A 21,312-nucleotide genomic window follows, 5' to 3' on the forward strand; every position below is an offset into this window, starting at 1 on the left:
CCGTACTGCCCGGCTGTCCGGTTGTCTGTTCGGCGCGTCGTCGGGCCCGGTCCGCCCGGTCCGCGCGCTCCGGCGGTCGTCAGTCGTGGGGGTGGGGGTGCTCGCGCGGGCCCGACAGCAGTCGCTGCGCCGCGGCGAGGCCCGGGGCGAGCACGCGGCCGGCCAGGAGCCGGTGCGCGCGCAGGGCCGCGCGGGCGGCGTTGGCCCCGCAGGCGCCGTGGACCCCGCCCCCGGGATGCGCGGACGAGGACGCCAGGTAGAGCCCGGCGACGGGCGTCTCCGGACGCCCGGTGCCCGGGACGGGGCGGAAGACGAGCTGCTGGTGCGGCGCGGCTGTGCCGCCGTTGATCGCGCCGCCGACCAGGTTGGGGTTCAGCTCCTGCAGCAGCATCGGGGTGAGGATCCGCCGGGCGACGATCCGCTCCTTGAACCCCGGGGCGAAGCGCTCCACCTGGTCCTCGATGCGGGCCGCCATCGCCTCCGCCTCCCGCGGGTCCCAGCTGCCCGTGATGCCGTCGGGCCCCAGGTCGTCCTTGATCGCCCGGGGGACGTGGGTGTAGGCCCAGGCGGACTCGGTGCCGGCCGGGGAGCGGACGGGATCGGCCGTCGTCATCTGCCCGAACAGCACGAACGGGCGACGCGGCAGGCGGTCCGTGCCCAGCTGCAGCGCGTAGTCGCTCAGCTCGTCCAGATCGGCCCCCAGGTGCACCGTCCCGGCGCCGGCCGTCGCGGGCGCCGTCCACGGCACGGCTCCGTTCAGGGCCCAGTCGACCTTCACGGTGGAGAGGTCCCACTGGAAGCGGCGGAGGTCCGCGCGCATCGAGGACGGCAGGTGCTCCCACCCGACCAGGCCGCCGTACAGGGCGGGGGCCGCGACGTCCGCGAGGACCGCGCGGCGGGCCCGGTACGCCTGGCCGTCGGCGGTCCGCACCCCCAGCGCGCGCCCGCCGCGTACGACCACCTCGACCACCGGGGCGTCGCAGTGCAGCCTTCCGCCCGAGGACTCCAGCCGCCGCACCAGCGCGTCCGTCAGCGCGGCGGCGCCGCCGACCGGGACGGGCCACCCGACCTGCTGGCCGAGCATCGCCATCAGCCAGCCGAACGCCCCACTGCCGGCTCCCTCCGGCAGCAGGTCGGCGTGCAGGGCGCACCCGGCGAGCAGCAGGCCGGCGCCGGGCTCGGTGAACTCCTCCTGTGCCAGACGGCGCACCGGAAGGGTCAGGAACCGCAGGGCCCGCAGTCCGCCCGCGGCCCGCAGCCGGGCGGCCATCGCCGCACCCGCCCTGACCGGGGGGAACGGTGTGAACAGCGTGCGCAGGAGATACGGGTCCAGGTCGTCCCAGAGCCGTGAGAGCCGCTGCCACGCCTCGGCGTCCGCCCCGCCGAACGCGCCCTCCAGGCCGGCGCAGGTCGCCGTGACGCCCCGGTGCAGCGTGGCGGCGCGCCCGTCGAGCAGGGGGTGGGCCAGCACGGTGGGTGCGTGGCTCCAGCGCAGGCCGAACGCGCCCAGGTCCAGCGCGCCGATGGCGGGCGAGGCGACGGCGAGGGGGTGGAAGGAGCTGAACACGTCGTGGACGTAGTCGGGGTGGACACCTCGGTCGCTGCGGACGGCGCCACCGGGCTCGGACCGGCCCTCCAGGACGTCGACCTGCCAGCCGGCGTCGGCGAGGATGTTGGCGGCCACCAGCCCGTTGGGGCCGGCGCCGATGACGATGGCGTCAGGCATGACCCTCCTTGCGCCGCTCCCCCTCGCAGCACGCTACCCGCGCCGGTGCCGCACGGCCCGCCGAGGATCCGGCGACCCGTTCCGGACCTTCCGGAGGACGGACGACCGCGACCGTCCCCCACGACTTCTCGGCCGCGCCCTGCGGCGAACCGGTTGGGCGGGCGGGGTGGACGGGAAGGCTGCCCCCGACCGCTTCGTCGTGTGGGGAGTGCCATGGTGCGCAGGAATGTGGGGACGACCGCCCAGAAGGGTCACCCGTTCGGACGGCGGCCTGCCGGTGGGCTGGCCGACGTGCTGTGGGACTGGTCGAAGTCCGGCACCCGGAACGCGGTGCGCAACCGGCTGCTGCGGCGGCTGCCCGGAGTCGGTTCGGCGCCGGCGTACCGGTTCGGGCTGGTCGAGCGGCCCCACTACGCGTACGGGGTGCGTCGGGCCACCGAGTCGGCCGCGCGGCTGGGGCACCCGGGTGTCACCGTCGTCGAGTTCGGGGTGGCCGGGGGCAACGGGCTGCTGGCGCTCGCCGAGCACGCCCGGTACTACGCCGCCGCCACCGGTGTGGCGGTGCGGGTGGTCGGCTTCGACGGCGGCTCGGGCATGCCCCCCGCCAAGGACCCCCGGGACATGCCCTACCTGTTCGGTCCCGGCTTCTACACCATGGACCACGACCGGCTGCGGGCCCGTCTGGGCTCGTCCGAGCTGGTGATCGGCGACCTCGCCCGGACGCTGCCCGACTACCTCGACACCCACGCGGACGTGCTGCGCGATCATCCGGTGGGCTTCGTCTCCCTCGACCTGGACTACTACTCCTCGACGGCGACCGCCCTCGACCTGTTCCGCGGCTCCGCGCACGGGCACCTGCTGCCGCGGGTCACCTGCTACCTCGACGACCTTCCGGGGACCGTCGAGCAGATCGGCGAAGCCGCCGCGGTCGCCGACTTCAACGCCGAGCGGTCCGACCGGGTGGTCGGCCGCGTCCTGGGCCTGCGCGCGTTCACGCCGTTCGACCCGCCGTGGGCCGACCAGATCTACGTCCACCACCGGCTGGACCACCCGGACTACGCGCGCCTCGAAACCGGTGCCACCGGCGATCAGCTCCCCCTGGCCCCGGACCTGCGGCGGCGCGGGCGCTGACCCGGGACGGGTACGGCGGGGGCCCGCCCCGCCGCTGCGCGACGTACCACGACGGCCGGGGTACGACCGCCGGGGTACGACGCACCGGGCCGCCCCGGCGATGCCGGGGCGGCCCGGTGGAACGGTGTGACTCGCGCAGCGGACCCCGACGAGGAGCCAGGGCGGAGAGTCAGGGCAGGGCGTCAGGGCGAGGGCCGGGCGTGCCGGGGCCGGTACGCGTCGTCACCACGACCGACGACGGCGCGGGGGCCGCGGTGCCGGGACGCCGTGCGCGGGCCGGTGGCCGCCAGTACGGCAGCGAGGACGAGCGGCGCCACCAGCAACACCATGGTGGTGGACATGTGCACCTCCGAGCGTTTGGCCGGAACAGATGCTGTCCCTTCTGCCCCCGAGGAGTGAGGCCATGTCAGGCGTCACCCGATTCGCCCACCACCCGGCGGGACCGCGGGCTCCTCCAGGCCACCGTGCACCACCTCGGAGGACCGTTCGCGCCGGACTGCCCGGTGTCCTCGGAGCGCCCTGGGCGCGTGCCGGACCGATGTGGGCCCGACGACGCCGAGGCGGGAGGGCCCCGTCCCGAGCTCGCCCCGCGCACGGCCCCTCGGTCACCACGTCGCCCGGACGTCCTCCCGCACGCATTCGATGAGGTAGTCGCCGGTGCCGGGGTCGACGGACACGCCGTGCGCCTCGCTGTGGAAGCCCGGGAAGGAGCGGTCGAAGGCCTCCAGCGCGCCGAGGTAGCGCAGGACCGGGCCGTCGGGGGTCCCGAGTGCCTCCCCGGGCATCAGGACGGGGATCCCGGGCGGGGTCACGGTGACCATGGCGGCGGCCACCCTGCCGGCGGCCTCCGCGAGACGGAGGCGCTCGGTGCCGCCCCGGATCAGCTGCCGGTAGCAGTGCTGGGGCGGGACGACCGGCTCGGGCAGCTCCCGGAACGCGGTGTCCAGGGCGTCGATCAGCTCGTCCTCGTCCTCGGTCTCGCCGACGAGGGTCACGACGACGGTGTCCTGGTCCAGGTAGCCGCCGCCCCATTCCAGGTAGGTGCCGTCCGGGTCGTACCCGAAGGCGTCGACGGTGAGGGTGAACGCCACCTCGCCGTCGGGGTAGGTGTGGACGGCGAGGTCGGTCTGATCGTGGTGAACGGTCAGGAACCGGCGTCCGTCGGGCGACAGGTCGATCAGGCACCGGTCGTCCCACGGGTAGCGGACGAGGTCCATCCGGCCCTCGGTCAGCGACCCGCGGTAGACGACCGAACCGTCCTGCCCCTCCCCCACGTTCAGGAGGACCTGACCGCTCGTCCGGTGCGACAGCTGACGGCCGCCCTGCCCGACGGTCGACAGGTCCGCCCGGGCGACGAGTGCGCCCGTCCCGGCGTCCAGCACGACCCACTGGTCGGGGCGGTCGCGGCCGGCCATGACGTCGGGCCGGTAGACCCACACCGCCCGTCCGTCCGCCGACAGGGCGCAGCCGGACCAGTGCCCGAACCGCCGGTCCGACGGCGGCCCGAACGCGGACCGCCAGACCTCGTCCCCGTCCGACGTCACGCAGACGACCGCGTCGAGGGTCGTGTAGTAGGCGCGCCGAAGGTCGGCGGCGACGGCCCGGTCGACGACCTCGTCCCCGGGAACGGGCCGGAAGCTCAAGGCGGGTGACAGCACGTCCGCGGCACCGGCGGCCAGGTCGTAGGCGCAGACGTGCCCGTCGACGAGCCGCGTGACGATCCGGGGGTGAGGGGGCTGAGCCCTGCCCGGAGGGTAGCGTCCCGCGGTTGCGGACGGCGCCGCACCCCCTCTGCCCACGGCGCGGCGCCGGTGCGCGGACACGGGGCCGGTGGGCCCGACCTCGGGTCGGGCCCACCGGTCGTCCTACCGCGCGGAACGCCCCTCGGCGGGGCTCAGCGGCACAGGGCCGTGTCCACGGCGCGTTCGAGCTTCCTGCGGCTCGCCGCGTCGGTGAGCTGCACGGTGACCGCGACGGTGGCGGCGCGGCCGTCGTCGGTGACCCCGCTCCGGGTCTCGTACCCGGGGAAGCTGCCGCCGTGCCCCCAGGAGAGGCCGCCGCACGGCAGCGGCCTGCTGACGAGCCCCAGTCCGTAGCGGGCGCCGGGGCCGAAGGTCTCCTCGGCGGGGACGGTGGTCCGCATCTGCGCGAGCAGGGCCGGCGGCAGGAGGCGACCGGCCAGGAGCGCGCCGAAGAACCGGTTGAGGTCGGAGCCGGTGGAGACCATCTGCCCGGCGGCCCACCCCCAGGACGGGTCGATCTCGGTGACGTCGCGCAGCGGCGCGTCCGCCGATTCCCGGTAGTAGCCGTGGGGGTGGGGTTCCCGGATGCCCGCGTCGCGGGGGGCGGGGAAGTAGGTGTGGCGCAGCCCGGCGGGTCGGACGACGCGCCGGTCGATCTCCTCGGCGAGCGGGCGGCCGGTGACCTCCTGGACGAGAAGGCCGGCGAGCACGTAGTTGGTGTTGCTGTACTTCCACTTCTTGCCGGGGGCGAAGTCGGCGGGGTGCCGGAGGGCGAAGGCGAGCAGTTCGTTCGGGTCGTAGTACCGGGCGTCGTCCCCGAGGTCGCTGCTGTAGTCGGGGAGCCCGCTGGTCTGCTGGAGGAGCTGGCGGACGGTGATGTCGCGCCCGTCGATCCCCTCCCCCCGGACGAGGCCGGGCAGATGGGCGTCCACGAAGTCGTCCAGACCGATCCTCCCCTCGGCGACCAGCTGCAGGACCACGACCGCGACGAAGGACTTGGTGTTGCTGCCGACCCGGACCTGGCCGTCGACGGGCACCTTCGAGCCGGTGGCCAGGTCGGCGGTCCCCGCGGTGTAGGTGCGGGTGCGGCCGTGACGGTCCCGGACGCTCGCCAGCGCGGCGGGCATCCCGTCGTCACGCACCAGTGCGTTCAGGCTCCGTCGGACGGTGTCCGGCCCGGTGGCGGCGGCCTGGGGCGCCGTCAGGACACCCGGTACGGTGAGGCCGACGGCCAGCGCGGCCGCGGCCGACAGGGCGTGTCGCCGCCGGAGTCCTCGGCGTGTCTGGTCCTGCATGGGTCAACTCCTGGGGGATCGTCGGTTCGTCGGTCGGGGTTGCTCGGGCACGGCACGGCACGGCACGGCGCGGCACGTCCGGCCCGGGAGGTCGGCGGGTGTCAGCCGCACAGGGCCTTGTCCACGGCCTCCAGCACGTGCTTCGTGCCCGCGTCGGTCCACGGGACGCCGGTCACCGCGACGTTGGCGGCGCGGCCGTCGTCGGTGACGCCGCCCCGGGTCTCGTAGCCCGCGATGTCGCCGCCGTGGCCCCAGTAGACGCCGCCGCAGGACAGGGCCCTGCTGGTGAGCCCCAGCCCGTAGCGCAGGTCGGAGGGCCCGCCGACGGGGACGGTGGTGCGCATCTCGGCGAGCTGGGCGTCCGGGAGGAGTTCTCCGCCGAGGAGCGCGCCGAAGAACCGGTTGAGGTCGGAGTTGGTGGAGATCAACTGGCCCGCCGCCCAGCCCCATGACGGGTCCATCTCCGTGTACTCGCGCAACGGACCGTCGGTCGGGTTGCGGTGGTAGCCCTTGGGGTGCGGCTCGCGGATGGTCATGTCCCCGGGGGCGGGGAAGTAGGTGTGGCGCAGGCCGACGGGCTTGACGATGCGCCGGTCGATCTCCTCGGCGAGGGGCCGGCCGGTGACCTTCTGGACGATCAGGCCGGCCAGGACGTAGTTCGTGTTGCTGTACCCCCACACCTTCCCGGGGGCCGCGTCGGCCGGGTAGCGGAGCGCGATGTCGATCAGGTCGCGGGGCTCGACGTACCGGTACCTGATCTCGTCGTCGTCGAGGTGGTTGCCGTACTCGGGGAGTCCGCTGGTGTGCTGGAGGAGGTGGCGGACGGTGATGGTGCTCCCGTCGATCCCCTCGCCCCGGACGAGGCCGGGCAGGTGGGTGTCCACGAAGTCGTCCAGGCCGAGCTTCCCCTCGGCGACCAGTTGCAGGACCACGACCGCCGTGAACGTCTTGGTGTTGCTGCCGATCCGGACCTGGCCGTCCCTGGGCACCTTCGAGCCGGTGGCCAGGTCGCCGGTCCCGGCGGTGTAGGTACGGGTACGGCCGTCCCTTCCCTTGACGCTCGCCAGCGCGGCGGGCAGCCCGTCGTCACGCACCAGCGTGTTCAGGACCTGCTGGACGGCGTCCGGCCTCGCGCGGGCGGAGGCGGTGGCGGGGTCGGCGGCGAGGGCGGCGGGCGGGGCGAGGACGCCCGCCGTCATGACGCCGAAGGCTGCCGCGGCCACGGCCGACACGGCCCGTCGCCGCTTGCCGCCCCGCTGCCCGGTCGGAGAACTGGGGGCCTGCCGGATCTGCGTACGCATCGGTCAACTCCTGGAGATCGTTCGGTGTGGGCACGATCCTGGTTTCCGGGGGCCTCCCTCCGCATCGCGGGAAGGCGGGAAAGATCACTCCCCCGATCGGGGGAGGCCACCGACGGAGTTCCCGGCGATACTCGCGATCACGAGCCGTCGGGCCCGCCGGGGCTTGGCCCGCGACGCGGACGCCCCGCCGGCCCTGAGGTCGGCGGGGCGTCCGGAGCGCGTCCGGGCCGGTCAGAGGCCGGCGGTGTACAGCAGCTCGTTGGGGCTGCTCTTGCTGACGGTCAGGGCGCCCTTGGTGGTTTCGGTGGAGAGCCACAGGGCGAGGTCTTCGGGGGTCGCGCCGGTGTGTCCGGCGAGGTAGAGGGCCACGGTGCCGGTGACGTGCGGGGCGGCCATGGCGGTGCCGCCCCGGACGACGCTGCCGCCGCCGAGCTTGGCGGAGGTGATGTCCTCGCCGGGCGCGTACAGCGAGACGCACGTGCCGTAGTTGCTGAAGTCGGTCTCCTCGTCGTACTTGTTGGTCGCGCCGACGGTGATGACCCGTTGGGCGGAGGAGGGGGAGGAGAGGCAGGCGTCCCGGGCACCGTTGCCGCCGGAGACGACGGGCAGGATGCCCGCGTTGGAGAGCGCGTCGGCGGCCTTGTTGATCGCTTCGTTCGCGTCCCCGCCGACGGAGATGTTGGCGACGGCGGGCTTCCTGGCGTTGGCCGCCACCCAGTCGAGGCCGGCGATGAGCTGCTCGTTGGTGCCCTGGCCGTCACAGCCCACGACGCGGACGCCGACCAGGTTGACCTTGCGGGCGACGCCGTAGGTCTTGCCGCCGACGATGCCGGCGACGTGGGTGCCGACGCCCTGACAGTCGGCGCCGTTCTGCCCGTCACCGACGGCGTCGGTGCCGCGGACGGCGCGGCCCTCGAACTCGTCGTGGCCGAACTCGATGCCGGTGCCGATCAGGTAGGCGGTGACACCGGCTCCGTCACCCTCAACGGTGAACTGACCGTCACCGGTGGCCGCCGCCTTGTCCCAGTCCTGCTGGTCGATGCGGTCCAGACCCCAGCTGGAGGCGGCTCCCCGGGTCTTCGGGGCAGGCGCGGTGGCGCCTGCCGGGGTGCTCACGAAGGCGTTCTCCTCGACGGCCTCGACACCGGGCAAAGCCCGTACCTGCGCCAGCTGGGCCGGGTCGAGGCGGGCGGAGAAGCCGTTCAGGGCGTGGCGGTAGGTGTGCAGCGGCTCGACGCCGCGGACCTCGGCGGCCGTCGCGGCCGGGTCCAGGCCCTTGTGTACGGTGACGATGTACTGGCCCGGGACGGCCCGGGCCGCCTTGTGCAACGGGGCCGCATAGGCCCTCCCGGAGGTTTCGCCGACTGCGGTGCCCTGCGCGGCACACAACGGAACGAGCAGAACGAGTGCGGCGGACGCGCAGCGCGCGGACAATCGCATGGATGGCTCCATTCACGAAACCGACCGCCCCGGGGCCGGGACAGCCCCGTAGGTGACGATCATCTTGTGCATCGTCCGTCGGCGTACTGCCCTTGAGTCCCCGAGCCGACCGCTCGCTGTTCCTGGCCACTCCCGACCTGGACGTCCCACGACATTCCGTCGGCCGACGGTCCGCCGGTGCAACCCGGTGTACCCGTCCGGTCACAGCACCGGGAGGCATTCCCGCCGATTCCGGTCCCACCGGCGCACTCGCCCCGCCTGCCCGTGCACACCCGCGGATCGGAGCCTCGGTCGACGAACCGGGGCGGCGGGGTGCCCGCAGCCGGGCCACTGCCCGATGTCCGGGCCCGGCACCCTGCACCCGCCCCCCGGCACCCGAGGCCCCGAGAAGGCGCCGGACGGGCGGGTGGGAGACTGGTGGGCATGGATGTCGCACGCAGGAACAACATCAGGGTGACCGGGCGTGCCGACGGGCCGGTGGTCGTCCTCGCGCACGGGTTCGGGTGCGACCAGAACATGTGGCGCCTGGTCGTTCCGGCCCTGGCGGGCGACTACCGCGTGGTCCTGTTCGACTACGTCGGGTCCGGCCGGTCGGACGCGTCCGCGTGGACCGAGGACCGCTACAGCTCGCTGGACGGTTACGCCCGGGACGTGGTCGAGGTCGTCGAGGAGCTGGACCTGCGGGACGTGACGTTCGTGGGGCACTCGGTCAGCGCCATGGTGGGGGTGCTCGCGGCGGCCGCCGCCCCGGAGCGGTTCTCCCGGCTGGTGATGGTGGCGCCCTCCCCCTGCTACATAGACGAGGACGGCTACCGGGGCGGGTTCGACGCCGGGGACATCGACGAGCTGCTGGAGTCGCTGGAGTCCAACTACCTGGGCTGGTCCGCGGCGATGGCCCCGGTGATCATGGGCAACCCGGACCGGCCGGAGCTCGGCGAGGAGCTGACCACGTCGTTCTGCGCGACCGATCCGGACATGGCGCGGGTCTTCGCCCGGACCACGTTCCTGTCCGACAGCCGTGACGACCTGAAGTCGGTGACGGTGCCGACGCTGGTGCTGGAGTGCGCCCAGGACGTGATCGCCCCCCGTGAGGTGGGCGCCTACGTCCACGCCGCGATCCCCGGCAGCCAGCTGGTGACCCTGGACGCCACCGGCCACTGCCCGCAGCTCAGCGCGCCGGAGGCCACGGCCGAGGCGATCCTCGGCTTCGTCGGAGCCGCCCGATGACGGCTCGCGCCGGCGACCGGAGCCCCGGCGGCCCGAGACGGGAGGAGGGCCTGGACGCCCCCGACGCGACGTTCACCGCCCTCCTGGAGGACAGCGCCGAGGAACTGTACGAGCAGGCGCCCTGCGGCTACCTGTCCACCCTGATGGACGGCACCGTGGCGAAGATCAACACCACCCTGCTGGACTGGCTGGGCCTCGGCCGTGACCAGGTGGTGGGCCGGATGCGGTTCGCCGACCTCCTCACCGTCGGCGGCAGGCTCTACCACGAGACGCACTTCGCGCCCCTGCTGCACCTGAACGGCGAGATCAGCGGGATCGCCCTGGAGCTCAAGGCGGCCGGCGGCACGCGGCTGCCGGTCCTGGTCACCTCCCGGGTGAAGACCGGCGCCGGCGGCGAGCCGATGCTCATCCGCACCAGCGTCTTCGACGCCCGCGACCGCCGGGCCTACGAAACCGAGCTGCTACGCGCCCGGCGGGCGGCCGAGGAGGCCCGCCGGCAGGCGGAGGCGGACCGCGAGCGCCTCCAGGAGGCGCTGGCCGTGCTGCAGCAGAGCCTGCTGCCCTCCGCCCTGCCCGTCGTGCCGGGGCTGGAGGCCGCCTCGCACTACCACACCGCCTCGCCCGACCTGCTGGGCGGAGACTTCTACGACCTGTTCCCCCTGGACGGCGCCCGGTGGGCGTTCTTCCTGGGCGACGTCTGCGGCAAGGGCCCCCAGGCCGCCGCCGTGACCTCGCTGACCCGCCACACCCTGCGCGCCGCCGCCCTGCACGACCCCGACCCGGTCACGGTGCTCCACACGCTCAACACCGTGCTGAACGAGCGGTACACCAGCGGCGGCGACACCCGCTACTGCACTGCCGTCTTCGGTGTCCTGCACCCCCGGGGCGACACCTGCACGGTGCAGCTGGCCTCCGGCGGCCACCCCTCGACGCTGGTCCAGCGTGCGGACGGCACCGCCGAGTTCCTTCCCACTCCCGGCGGCATGCTCATCGGCGTGCTGCCCGACGCCCAGTTCACGCCCACCCGCACCGTCCTCTCCCGCGGGGACACACTACTGCTCTACACCGACGGCCTGACCGAGGCCCGGATCGGCCCGAACCGCGAGCTGTACGGCGAGGAGGCCCTGCTCGCCTTCGCGGCCACCCGCGCCCCGGCCGGGCCTCAGGCCCTGGTCACCGCCCTCACCGGGCTGCTCGCCGGCTTCGGCGACGGCCTGGACGACGACACCGCCCTACTCGCCCTCGGCATCCCCTCCCCGGCCCCTGCTACGAGTGAAGAGCACGGATGAACCCGCTGACGATCACCACCCGAGACGCCGCGACCGGTCCCGTACTGGAGATCGCCGGTGACCTCGACCACCACACCGCCCCCGGCCTCCGCGAGGCCGTCGACACCCTCCCCCTCGCCGGCGGACAGTTGCTGGTCCTCGACCTGGCCCGGCTGGACTTCTGCGACTCCAGCGGCATCACCGTCCTGCTGGCCGCCCGCAACGTCGCCGTGGGCCACGGCGCCCGCATCGCGCTGGCCTCCGTACCCTCCAACACCGCCCGCATCCTCGGCATCGTCGGCCTGGACCGGGTCTTCACCATCCACCCCGACACCGCCACCGCCGTGCTGCGTTCCTGACCGGGCGCCACCGGAGCCCGTCGCGCCGGTCCGGCTGGTCCGGCTGGTCCGGATGCCACCGTGCGGGTGCGACGGACCGCGCGGGCGGCCACGTTGAGAAGATGGACATCATCGTCGTACTGGAACTGGACATGCCCACCAACGTTCGGATCCTCGGACCCGACCACACGCCGGCGGACCCGGAGAACCCGGTGCGCCTCGCGCACGCCGCCCCCGCGGACGCGTCGGGCGTCTGCGGCCCCCTCACCCTGTGCGGTCTGGACACCGGCGAGATGACCCTCGCCCCGCACCGCTTCACCGACACCGACCGGTCGGGGGTCCGACCGCACTGGCACACGTGCAGCACCTGCCAGACCGCCCGGCAGCGCACCGCGCCCAGAGCCCCCGAACCGGCCACCACGGACCACTTCGAGGACAGCGCCCACCCCGCAGGAACCGCAGCACGCTGAACCGGCCCCCGGACGCGACGGCATCACCCCCGCCGCCCCGGGCCCGGCCGTCGCAGGCCCGGCCGTCGCCGCCCTGTCCGCACGGGCCCGCGGCGCCGGGCCTGCCGAGCGGCTCCGGACCGAGGCCGGACACGCGGTCGGAGGCACGGTCGGCGGCGCGGTCGGCGGTCAGCTCATGGCGAAGCGTGGGGCGAAGGCGGTGAACCAGAGGGCCCCGAAGGTGGCGACGGTCATCAGCGGCACGAAGAAGCGGGTCTCCCGACGGCTGCCGGTCCGCCGGATCAGGACCACCTCGAAGCGCCGCCGGTACGGCCACAGCAGCGGCGCGCCCTGCCGGGTCAGGCAGTCGCCGAGCAGATGGGTCAGGGCGCCCAGACCGACCGTGTAGGGCAGCCAGCCGGCGATGCCGTCGAACCAGGCGGCGACCGTCGCCGTGCCGACCCCGGCCAGACCGACCGAGGTCACCCACGCGGTCAGCCCGTGCCCGGGCGGATGCAGGTGCAGGGCGCGCGCCGCGAGGGCGAGGAGGAAGAAGGTGACACCGAGGGTGAAGCCGTCGCCGAGACGGGTGACGCCCCACCAGGTGCCGCCACTGACGAGTGCCACGAACAGCAGCGAGTGGGTGGCGTGGCGGTGTCCGCCACTCAGCTTGCCCACCAGGCGGCAGAGCCCCCTCGACAACGGGCCCAGCAGGTTCGCGGGTGTCGCGTCGTGGTGGTCGAGGTCGGGGAGCAGCGCGGCCCCGGCGCAGAGCAGCGTGCCCACCAGGATCTCGCCGGGGCGCAGTTCCTTGCCGAGCAGGGCCTCCGGCAGGAACGACGCCGTCGCGGCGAAGATCAGTGCCCCGCTGACCGCGTGTGACTGGCCCAGCATGCCGGATCGCACCTGTCCCTTCTGCCCCTCGGGCGCCGTCCGCTCCCCCGCCGGCCGACCGTGCGGCGGGGCCGTCGTGGGGAGGAGTCCGTCTGCTACCCGCCGTTCCCTCTCCCACTCCCGGCCGTGCCGCGGCGGCGGGCGATCCGCCGGTCCGGTCCGGGGAGTTCCTGACGCTCGGACGGGTTGCTGACACTCGGAGGACCTGCCACCCCGGATCCTGACGCCCATGGGCCCGATGCACCGGGCCTGACCCGCCGGGCCTGACGCGCCGGGCCTGACGCACCGGGCCTGACGCACCGGGCCCTGCTCCGCCCGGGGCCGGCCGGGAACGCGTGAAGCGGCCGGTTCGGGGCACACGGCCCGCATGATGACACCAGGGGGCATACGCTCCGTCAGGCGGATCGTCCTGGCACTGCCGGCCCAGACCGTCGTGCTGGTGCTGGCCGGACTCCTCGTCACGCATCCGCCGTTCGGCCTCTGGGACCAGCGGGAGCCGACGGTCGTGACCTGGCTGGCGGAGCACCGGAACCCGTCGCTCGACCGGGCCTCCGGGTGGGTCTCGGCGATCGGCTTCACCCCCGCCATCGTCGCCGCGACCGCCGCGGTGATGCTGGCGCTCGTGCTCGCGGGGCGGCCGCGCCGGTGGCGGGAGGCGTTGTTCGTCGGCGGCGCGGTCCTCGCCCAGGCCGTCGTGTTCGTGACGGCGGCGGCGCTGGTGGGCCGCTCCCGGCCCGACGTGGTCCGACTGGACGGGGCCCTGGCCACCTCCAGTTTCCCGTCCGGGCACGTGGGCGCCGCGACGGCCCTGTACGGAGCGCTGGCGGTGCTCGCGCTGCGGTCGGCGAAGGGCCGGCGCCGGTACCTCCCGGTCGTCGCGCTGCTCTGCCTGGTGCCGCTGCTGGTCGCGGCGAGTCGGCTCTACCGGGGGATGCACCACCCGACGGACGTGGTGGCCGGGCTGCTGAACGGCGCCGTCGCCCTCTGGGTCCTGAGCACGCTCCTGCGGCCCGAACGACGCCCCGCGGCACGGCGGGCCGTGCCGCCCACGCAGGCCGCGCCCGGGTCGGCCACCGTGGGCGCGGCCACCGGGAGCCGGGAAGCCGCCGGCCCCGCAGGCCGACGCGCGATGGTGGTGTCCAACCCCGTGGTGACCGATCCCGCCGTTCTCGACGACGTCCTCGCGGTGCTCGCGGCGCACGGGTACCGGGAGCCCCGGCTCGCCGAGACCGACCCCGACGACCTCGGGCGGTCGGCCGCCGCCCGGGCGGTCGCGGACGGCTTCCCGCTGCTGGTCGTCTGCGGCGGCGACGGCACCGTGACCGCCTGCGCCCAGGCCCTCGCCGGGACCCGGACCGCGCTGGCCGTCGTCCCGTGCGGCACCGGCAACCTGCTCGCCCGCAACCTCGGCCTGCCGACCTCGCCGGCCCGGGCGCTGGCCGCCGCGCTCGACGGCGCACCGCGCCGCATCGACCTGGCCCTGGCGGAGGGCGACGGCATCGAACCGACCCTCGTCGGGGCGATGGCCGGGATCGGCCTGGACGCCGCCGTCATGGCGGACACCGGGCGCGGCCTCAAGCGCCGCCTCGGCTGGGCCGCCTACCTGGTGGGGATCGCCCGGCACCTCGGGGACCGGCGGATGCGGCTCGCCGTCACGCTCGACGACGGCGCCACCTTCCACCGCCGCGCCGCCATGGCCGTCGTGGGCAACGTCGGCTCGCTCCAGGGCGGCGTGCGCCTGCTGCCGCAGGCCGAACCGGACGACGGTGTGCTCGACCTGGTCCTGTTCCAGCCCCGGGGGCTCGCCGGCTGGTGCACGGCGACGCTCCGGCTGGTGACCGGTCGGCACGGCCGGCAGGAGCACGACCCGCGGCGCGGCGGGACCGGGCAGGCCGACCGGGACGCGCAACCCACGCAGGCCGAGCGCTCCGCGCGCGGGAACGGGAGCAGCCTGGAACACTTCCGTGGCCGCCGGATCACGCTCGTCACGGAGCACGGAAGCCCGCGCGAGCTGGACGGCGAGCCGGTGGGCGACGGCCGGCGGCTGCGCCTGACCGTGCGGCCGGGCGCGCTGCTGGTGCACGCCCCGGTCCCCGCGGGCGACCGTCCCGGCCGGAGGCGGGCCACCGTGCCCCCGCCGCGCCCGGCGACGGAGCCGACGGGACCCTCTCCGGCGGGACCACCGACCGAAGCGGGTCCCCGGACCGTCGGGGCGGCGGGCTGATGGGCACCGCGAGGAGGGTGCGGGGCCGGGGCGGCGACCTCTCCGCCGACGAGGCGGTCGCGACCCTGCGGGAGCACGGCCGCTGGCCGCTCTTCCGCGACGCCGTGGTCCGCTTCCGGTACGCCGACGGGTTCAGTCACGCCCGCGCCCTGGCCTTCCAGACCGTCCTGGCCGTCGTCCCGTTCGCCATCGCCGTCATCGGCCTCTCCGAGGTCATGCACACCGAGCGGATCGGGATGGTCGCCGAGCTCACCATCGAACGGCTGACCGCCGGGCCGAGCGCGGACATGGTCCGCGACGTGCTGGACCGCAGCCGGACGCGGGCCGGCTCGGGCGGCACGGTCGCACTCTGGTTCGGCCTGGTGTTCTCGATGGTCAACCTGGTCACGGCGATGAGCCAGATCGAACGCGGCGCCAATCGCATCTACGGCATCGAGCGGGACCGCCCCGCCCACCGCAAGTACGGCCGGGGCCTGGTGATGGCCGTCCTGGCGGGACTCCCGATGGGAGCGGGCCTCGTCGTCCTGGTCGCGGGCCCGGAGATCGCCGCCTCCGTGGCCGACGTCTACCGGCCGAACAGCGTCTTCGTGACCGTCTGGTCGGTGCTCCACCGGCCCCTGGGGTTCAGCCTGGCCCTGCTCTCCTCCGTCGTGATCTTCCGGCGCGCGCCGCGGCGCAAGCAGCCCGGCTACAGCTGGCTCGCCTTCGGCGCCGCCGTCCACCTGGTGCTCTGGCTGGCGGCGACCTGGCTGCTCCGCACCTACCTGAAGATCAGCGGGTCCTTCGACGCCGTGTACGGGCCGCTCAGCGCGGGCGTCTCGCTGCTCGTCTGGGCCTACCTCACGGCGATCGCGCTGCTCCTCGGCATCTCGTTCGCCGCCCAGCTGGAGGCGGACCGGGCCGGCCGGCGCTCGCCGATCGAGCCGGATCCGGGGCCTGACCAGCCCGAACGTGGGTAGCCGTCGAAGGATGAACACCGATTCCCGATCCCTCCGCCGGCGCCCCCCGCGCCGACCGCTGCGCGCCGCCGACCGCCGCTTCGGCCGGCGGCTGCTGGCCGCCGCCGGCGCGTTCACGCTCGCCTCGGTACCGGCCGGCGTCCTGCTGGTGCTGATCGAGGCACGCTGGACGCCGCTGGCCGAGCTCGACCGCGGCGCCGCCGACCGCCTGCACACCGCCGTCCTCGGGCACCCCGCGCTGCTGTCCGTGATCCGCGTGCTGAGCGACCGCGTGTGGGACCCGGTCACGCTGCGCCTGCTGGTCGCGGCGGCCGTGGGCTGGCTGCTGTACCGGCGAGCGTGGAGGCTGGCCGCGTGGGCCGCCGCCACGGAGACCGCGGCAGGACTCACCGGATTCCTGGTCAAGGCGGCCGTCGGCCGGGTCCGCCCAAGCCTGCCCGACCCGGTGGCCCTGGCACCCGGATACTCCTTCCCCTCCGGGCACGCGATGACGGCCGCCGTCTCCTGCGCGGTCCTGCTGCTCGTCCTGGAGCCGGTGGTACCGAGGGCGCTGCGGCCGGCCGCCTGGGCCGTGGCCGCGGTGTCCGTGCTCGGCGTGGGCTTCACCCGCGTCGCGCTGGGCGTGCACTGGGCCAGTGACGTGCTCGGCGGCTGGCTGCTCGGGGCGGGGCTGGTCGTGGCGACGGCGTGGGCGTTCGACGCGTGGCGGCTGGAGACCGGCCGCGGCGTGCCGCCGGTGACGGACGGTCTGGAGCCGGAGCTCGCGACGGCGGGACCGGAAGGGCCGGAGGAGTCGGCCCCCGCCGGGCGGTGAGCGCCCCGCGTGCCCGGTGACGGCACCGGCCCGGCGCCGGGTGCTCGACCGAACCCGGCGCCGTCACGCCCAGGCAGCGGCTGTCCGCCGTGACCCTCCGTGGGAGCGCCCGCAGCTTCAGCGCCGGCTCAGCAACTCGGGCGCGTACGACGCGCTGGTGTTCTGGCGGTTCGACCGCGTCATCCGGTCCATGGGACACATGTACGCCCTGGAGCGGCCGAGCGCCTGGCCACATCACGCGCACGGAATCCGAAGCTGATGAGGACCACGCGCTCTCCGGCGCCGAGTGGCGTCCTTCCGTGTGGGGTGATCGCCCCATCGAACACAACGCACTCGCCCGCTGCGAGATCGCACGCACGGTAACCGTCAGCGCCGATGAAGACGGTAGTGCTCACGGTGAGACCTGCGACGGAACGCTCGTGCTTGAGACACAGGATCAGGTTGGCCTCACCGAACCCGAACTCGTCAACGTGGAAGTCGAGGAACTGGCCCTCCTCCAGATAGGCGATATAGACGCCGTTGTGCGGCTGCTCGACCTCCAGTCCGGTGGACTCCGTGACGACTGCAGCGAGATCGACTTGCCCGGCGAAGCGGTTCGCTGCGTCGCCCACGGCCGCGTTCCACTTGCCGTTGTGAAGGTAGCCGTCGGCAGTCAGGGCCGCCTCGGCCTCCTGCGCCATAGCGGTGATCAGCTCGGCCGGGAACAGCTGGTCGCGCAGGTGTCGCGGGTGCACCCGCTGATGCGCGGTCAGCCCGCGTACGGCGCCCCGGATGGCGGGGAAGTCCTCTGCCCACCGGTCCGGGGTACGGGCCGTGGTGTGGGACCGGAGCCACGAGGTCCACTGACCGCTCCACTGGCGAGGCGCAGTGTCGCCCGCCCCCGGCGCGGCGGCGTGGTCGATCAGCAGTTCCACCCGCGAGAGTGCTGCCTGTGTGGACCCGATCAGCTCGGTGTCACCCTTGGCGATCCGCAGCCGCAGCGCTTCCCGGAGATGGGCCTCGGCGCCTGCGAGATCGCCGCGCTCCATCAGGTACTTACCGGTGTGCTGGAGCGCGAAGTCCACCAGTTCCGGGTGTTGGCTCCGCGCGGTGCCCAGGGCGCTGCGGTAAAGCGCCTCCGCTGCCCGCATGTCACCGGCGTAGCGGTGGGCGTCGCCGAGGTTGAGGCTGGTGGCGACGACCGCTCGGGTGTTGCCGCTCGCTGCGGCCAAGTCGAGCGACTGCCGCAGGAACGTCAGGGCCGCCTCGTGTTGGCCCAAACACATCTGCCCGACGCCGATCCACCGGGTGAGGGCCCGGGTGCGGACGGGATCGGCCTCCTCGGGCAAAGCCCGTAGATCGTCCTGAAGTCGGCCAACCGCAGTGGCCAACTTGCCCCGGTCCGTCGGGACCATTCGCAGGCCGGCGTCCTGTGTGATGAGGTGCTGGAGCACCGGACCCTCCTCGTTCGGTTCTGCTCAGGGTGGCACTACAGGTGGTCGGTCTGCTGGCGCAGATCGGCCAGCAACTCCACCCCGTGCGGGGTGAAGTGCACACTCAGGAGTTCGAGTTCGCGCATGAGGTAGCGGGCAGCGGGCAGGCCCTCGTCGTAGGCGGACTGGAAGCGCGCACGCGCGCATCCCCCAGGGGGTTGCGGGTGGATCGGCAGAACTTCCTCCGTGCCTCCCACCGCCCCGGGCCGAACCCGAGGTGACCGCCGCTCAGACTTTCACGACCCACCCGCCCCCGGGCGAGAAGCGTCGGGCGGACCCGGCCTGCGCGTCGCTGGTCCTGTTGTGAACGAAGCCGATGCCGGAACGAGACCGCCGACCTCCCGACCGGCCGGTGGTCGTCCGGCGCGCACTAGGCTGCGTGCCCATGGGACTTTCGATATCGGTCGGCCTCCTCCACGACCAGGCGCGCAACGACCCCGAGGGGCTCGACTACCACCGGCGCGCCTTCGCCCGCCTCGGCCGGGCGCTCGCGGCACAGGGAGTCGACTGGCACGAGCCGCCGATCGCCGGCCCGCCGCACTCCCCCACCTTCTCCGGCGGCTTCCCGTACGGCTACCTGACCCAGCTGCGCCGCATCGTGGTGCTCGTCGGGCGCGGTGAGCCCGTCACGCCCGCCGCGTCGATCGGCGAGCAGGAGTGGGACCGCGACTGCGAGAAGATCCAGGACGAGACGTCGATGTTCTCGTCCCACCTGCTCTGTCACGCCGACAACGCGGGCTACTACGTGCCGGTCGACTTCGCCGACCCGCTCTTCCTCCCTCCCGAGGCGGAGGTCGCGGGCGCCGGGATGGTCGGCTCCGCCCAGCGTCTCCTCGCGGAGCTCTCGGCCGTCGCGCCTGCCCTCGGCATCGGCGTCGACGCCGGGGGCCTCGCCCTCGGCCCGCAGGAGACCGGGCCGGCCGGGAGGGACGCGGCCGACGAACCGTTCGAATCGGAGCGCTTCGCCTGGCACCAGCTCCACCGGGCGTGCCTGGCGAGTGTCACGGGCGGCTACGCCGTCGTGTTCCACTGAGTTCGTTCCGCCGAGCTCCGGGGAGACATGCGCGCTCCCCGGACACGTCGTCACGAGGGCGTCGGCCGCGGAGCCCGGTCGGCCGGCACCCGCTACTGGGTTCGCCGGGGCCTGCGTAGGCGGCCCCGCCCCGGCCGCGCGCTGACGCGGCCGGGGCGGGGAAGGCGGAGGAGAAGGGGCTCAGGCCGGGCGGACCGTGACGGTGTGCTGGGAACGGACCAGTTGCAGCATCGGGCACCGCGCGTCCGCGGCGGCCAGCAGCTCTGCCAACTCCTCGGGCGAGGCGGCTCCCCGCAGCTCCACCACCGCCGTCAGGTCGTACGGCACGGCGGGCGCCTCGGTCGGCACACCGAAGAACCGGGCATCGTTGTTGCGCGCGTTCACCCGGACCTCGGCCCGGTCGAGCGAGACGTCCGACAGTGCCGCGATGCACAGGACGGTGTGCGTCAGGCAGGTGCTGATCACCGCGCAGAGCAGTTCCGGAGAGGACGGGCCGAGGCCGAAGCCGCCGATGTCGGGGCCGCCGTCACCGACGAACGACCAGTCCCCCACCCGGACCTTGCGGACCCCGGTCGCGTCGTCGGCCACGCAGACCGCGCCGATCTCCTCGTCCCAGTCCGAACTCTCGGGCCGCCGGCGGGCGGCGTCGCGCATCGCCGCGCCCTTGTCACGCAGGTGCTCGGCCAGGCCCGGCCGCCGCGCTGCAGGTATGTGCGTCATGGCCGGTAGCGTACGGGCCGCAGCCGGCGGACCCGACCAAGGTCCACCGGAAGGCGTGCAGTTGGGCGACCGCCTCACCCGCTGCGGGACGCGCCCACCGCCGGCCCCCGACACCGCGACAAACCCGGCGACACGGGGCACGGGGCACGGGGCACGGGGCACGGGGCAGGGGGCAGGGGCACGGGGCACGCCGGGTTGCCCCTTCGGGCGGTTCCGGCCCGGATTCGGGGCGCTCTGGCGACGCGCCGTTGACCCGGCACCGGCGGGGCGGCAGGGTGACTGTGCGGTCGCGGTCCGGACGGCCGACCCTGCGCGCAAGAGCGCCACATACGGCCCCGAGCAGGCTCTGCGGACGTCCGGTCATTCGTCGACGAATGGATGATCACCGACGATCCGGGCGAATTCGACCGCACCGCCGGGTACGCGAGCCATGACGAATACAGCTACTCCCGAACGCCCCTAGGCCGGGCCGGTGACGAGCGGAGTGCCCCAGCGCCCCGAAAGGTGACGGGGCACCCGGGACGGCCTCCGAAACTTCCGGACGTGCGCAACCTTTCACCCCGCCCACGGCATCTAGTGGGTATCAGGGTCACGGGACGAGAGGGGCACGCAAGGCGAAGCCACGGGGCGCACGGGCGGAGGAGGAGTCGGCGGGCAACCCGCCGACGACGGCCGCCTCCACTGAATCCTTTCGGCTCCGCACCACGGGCGGGGGCCTGTCGAATTCCTTGCAGGAATCCTGAATTTCCCTTTCACGGCCATTTAGTGCGCATACGATTTGATATGAATAAGTCGAATCCGATACCTGTTACAGAGCCGTGACAGCCGTGCACGGTGAATTGTTCGATCAGCGAGGGACCGCGGCTAGTATTCCCGCATGGCATCGAACCTCCCTCCGATATGGAATTCCCCCGACGGCGAAGCCCCCCTCCGGCCTCGCAGTTCTCCGCTTCGGCTGGCCCGCCACGGTGCGACCTTCCTCGGCGTGAGCGTCGTGTCCGGGGCACTGCTCGCCGGCCTCGCCCTGCCCGCCGCCGGGGCGCTCGGGCTGACCGCGAAGGACACGGCGGAGGGCTTCGACGACATCCCCGACGACTTCGACACCCCTCCGCTCTCCCAGGTCACCCAGATCTTCGATGCCAAGGGCGGGCTGATCGCCAAGGTGTACGAGCGCGACCGCACCGTCCTCGCCGCCGACCAGATGTCGCCGTACATGCGGCAGGCCCAGGTCGACATCGAGGACGCCCGCTTCTACGAGCACGGCGCCGTCGACCTCAAG

General features: G+C 74.1%; 20 protein-coding genes. 10 read left to right on the top strand and 10 right to left on the bottom strand.

Features of this window, described 5'->3' with window-relative positions; all coding sequences use genetic code 11:
• Positions 1-79 precede the first annotated feature (79 nt).
• Positions 80-1,726 (bottom strand): phytoene desaturase family protein, encoded by a 1,647-nt coding sequence (locus PUR56_RS25355; protein ID WP_329950597.1) that lies wholly within the window; start codon positions 1,724-1,726, stop codon positions 80-82.
• 213 nt (positions 1,727-1,939) lie between these two features.
• On the opposite strand from PUR56_RS25355, the gene PUR56_RS25360 reads away from it, so the two are divergent.
• Positions 1,940-2,857, top strand: a complete 918-nt coding sequence (locus PUR56_RS25360; RefSeq protein WP_329877629.1) for a hypothetical protein — start codon at positions 1,940-1,942, stop codon at positions 2,855-2,857.
• Between the two features lie 182 nt (positions 2,858-3,039).
• Here the strand turns inward: PUR56_RS25360 and PUR56_RS25365 are convergent, their stop codons facing one another.
• The 5 genes from PUR56_RS25365 to PUR56_RS25385 form a co-directional block, all read right to left on the bottom strand.
• Positions 3,040-3,198, bottom strand: coding sequence for a hypothetical protein (locus tag PUR56_RS25365; RefSeq protein ID WP_329877627.1), 159 nt, complete (start codon positions 3,196-3,198; stop codon positions 3,040-3,042).
• A 264-nt stretch (positions 3,199-3,462) separates the two neighbouring features.
• Complete coding sequence (locus PUR56_RS25370; RefSeq protein ID WP_329950598.1) at positions 3,463-4,515, bottom strand: hypothetical protein; 1,053 nt, start codon at positions 4,513-4,515, stop codon at positions 3,463-3,465.
• A gap of 236 nt (positions 4,516-4,751) precedes the next feature.
• Positions 4,752-5,894, bottom strand: a complete 1,143-nt coding sequence (locus PUR56_RS25375) for a serine hydrolase domain-containing protein (RefSeq protein ID WP_329877619.1) — start codon at positions 5,892-5,894, stop codon at positions 4,752-4,754.
• Positions 5,895-5,995: 101 nt separating this feature from the next.
• A complete protein-coding gene (locus tag PUR56_RS25380) occupies positions 5,996-7,195 on the bottom strand; it encodes a serine hydrolase domain-containing protein (protein WP_329950599.1) in 1,200 nt (399 codons plus the stop codon).
• 231 nt (positions 7,196-7,426) lie between these two features.
• Positions 7,427-8,635 (bottom strand): S8 family peptidase, encoded by a 1,209-nt coding sequence (locus PUR56_RS25385; protein WP_329877615.1) that lies wholly within the window; start codon positions 8,633-8,635, stop codon positions 7,427-7,429.
• A 423-nt stretch (positions 8,636-9,058) separates the two neighbouring features.
• Here PUR56_RS25385 and PUR56_RS25390 point away from each other — a divergent pair, with 423 nt between their 5' ends.
• The 4 genes from PUR56_RS25390 to PUR56_RS25405 all read left to right on the top strand — a co-directional run bounded on the left by PUR56_RS25390 (position 9,059) and on the right by PUR56_RS25405 (position 11,938).
• On the top strand, positions 9,059-9,862 hold the full coding sequence (locus tag PUR56_RS25390) for an alpha/beta fold hydrolase (RefSeq protein ID WP_329950600.1): 804 nt from the start codon (positions 9,059-9,061) through the stop codon (positions 9,860-9,862).
• Entirely contained in the window at positions 9,859-11,151 is a 1,293-nt protein-coding gene (locus PUR56_RS25395) for a PP2C family protein-serine/threonine phosphatase (RefSeq protein ID WP_329877611.1), read from the top strand. The genes PUR56_RS25390 and PUR56_RS25395 overlap by 4 nt, the downstream gene beginning before the upstream one ends.
• Complete coding sequence (locus tag PUR56_RS25400; protein WP_329877609.1) at positions 11,148-11,489, top strand: STAS domain-containing protein; 342 nt, start codon at positions 11,148-11,150, stop codon at positions 11,487-11,489. The genes PUR56_RS25395 and PUR56_RS25400 overlap by 4 nt, the downstream gene beginning before the upstream one ends.
• A gap of 101 nt (positions 11,490-11,590) precedes the next feature.
• Entirely contained in the window at positions 11,591-11,938 is a 348-nt protein-coding gene (locus tag PUR56_RS25405; RefSeq protein ID WP_329877607.1) for a hypothetical protein, read from the top strand.
• A 168-nt stretch (positions 11,939-12,106) separates the two neighbouring features.
• Here PUR56_RS25405 and PUR56_RS25410 read toward each other — a convergent pair whose 3' ends face one another.
• The gene (locus PUR56_RS25410) at positions 12,107-12,811 is read right to left on the bottom strand and encodes a metal-dependent hydrolase (protein WP_329950601.1); all 705 of its coding nucleotides are present in this window, start codon (positions 12,809-12,811) and stop codon (positions 12,107-12,109) included.
• A gap of 367 nt (positions 12,812-13,178) precedes the next feature.
• Between PUR56_RS25410 and PUR56_RS25415 the strand changes: the two genes are divergently transcribed.
• The 3 genes from PUR56_RS25415 to PUR56_RS25425 are packed head-to-tail and all read left to right on the top strand — an operon-like array spanning position 13,179 to position 16,808.
• Positions 13,179-15,035, top strand: coding sequence for a diacylglycerol kinase family protein (locus PUR56_RS25415; protein ID WP_329950602.1), 1,857 nt, complete (start codon positions 13,179-13,181; stop codon positions 15,033-15,035).
• On the top strand, positions 15,035-15,994 hold the full coding sequence (locus PUR56_RS25420; protein WP_329950603.1) for a YihY/virulence factor BrkB family protein: 960 nt from the start codon (positions 15,035-15,037) through the stop codon (positions 15,992-15,994). Before PUR56_RS25415 ends, PUR56_RS25420 begins: the two co-directional genes overlap by 1 nt.
• Before the next feature lie 10 nt (positions 15,995-16,004).
• On the top strand, positions 16,005-16,808 hold the full coding sequence (locus PUR56_RS25425) for a phosphatase PAP2 family protein (RefSeq protein ID WP_329877599.1): 804 nt from the start codon (positions 16,005-16,007) through the stop codon (positions 16,806-16,808).
• A gap of 179 nt (positions 16,809-16,987) precedes the next feature.
• Here PUR56_RS25425 and PUR56_RS25430 read toward each other — a convergent pair whose 3' ends face one another.
• Together PUR56_RS25430 and PUR56_RS25435 are read right to left on the bottom strand one after the other, a co-directional pair.
• Positions 16,988-18,241 (bottom strand): tetratricopeptide repeat protein, encoded by a 1,254-nt coding sequence (locus PUR56_RS25430; RefSeq protein WP_329950604.1) that lies wholly within the window; start codon positions 18,239-18,241, stop codon positions 16,988-16,990.
• 35 nt (positions 18,242-18,276) lie between these two features.
• Positions 18,277-18,477, bottom strand: a complete 201-nt coding sequence (locus PUR56_RS25435; protein ID WP_329950605.1) for a hypothetical protein — start codon at positions 18,475-18,477, stop codon at positions 18,277-18,279.
• A gap of 188 nt (positions 18,478-18,665) precedes the next feature.
• Between PUR56_RS25435 and PUR56_RS25440 the strand changes: the two genes are divergently transcribed.
• Positions 18,666-19,313, top strand: a complete 648-nt coding sequence (locus tag PUR56_RS25440) for a hypothetical protein (protein ID WP_329877591.1) — start codon at positions 18,666-18,668, stop codon at positions 19,311-19,313.
• Between the two features lie 180 nt (positions 19,314-19,493).
• Here PUR56_RS25440 and PUR56_RS25445 read toward each other — a convergent pair whose 3' ends face one another.
• Positions 19,494-20,033: an OsmC family protein gene (locus PUR56_RS25445; RefSeq protein WP_329877590.1), complete on the bottom strand. Its 540-nt coding sequence runs from the start codon at positions 20,031-20,033 to the stop codon at positions 19,494-19,496.
• Positions 20,034-20,910: 877 nt separating this feature from the next.
• Between PUR56_RS25445 and PUR56_RS25450 the strand changes: the two genes are divergently transcribed.
• Positions 20,911-21,312, top strand: a 402-nt coding sequence (locus PUR56_RS25450) for a transglycosylase domain-containing protein (protein WP_329877589.1), incomplete at its 3' end; no start/stop codon positions are given.

The organism is Streptomyces sp. BE303, from assembly GCF_036290945.1.
GTDB lineage: Bacteria > Actinomycetota > Actinomycetes > Streptomycetales > Streptomycetaceae > Kitasatospora.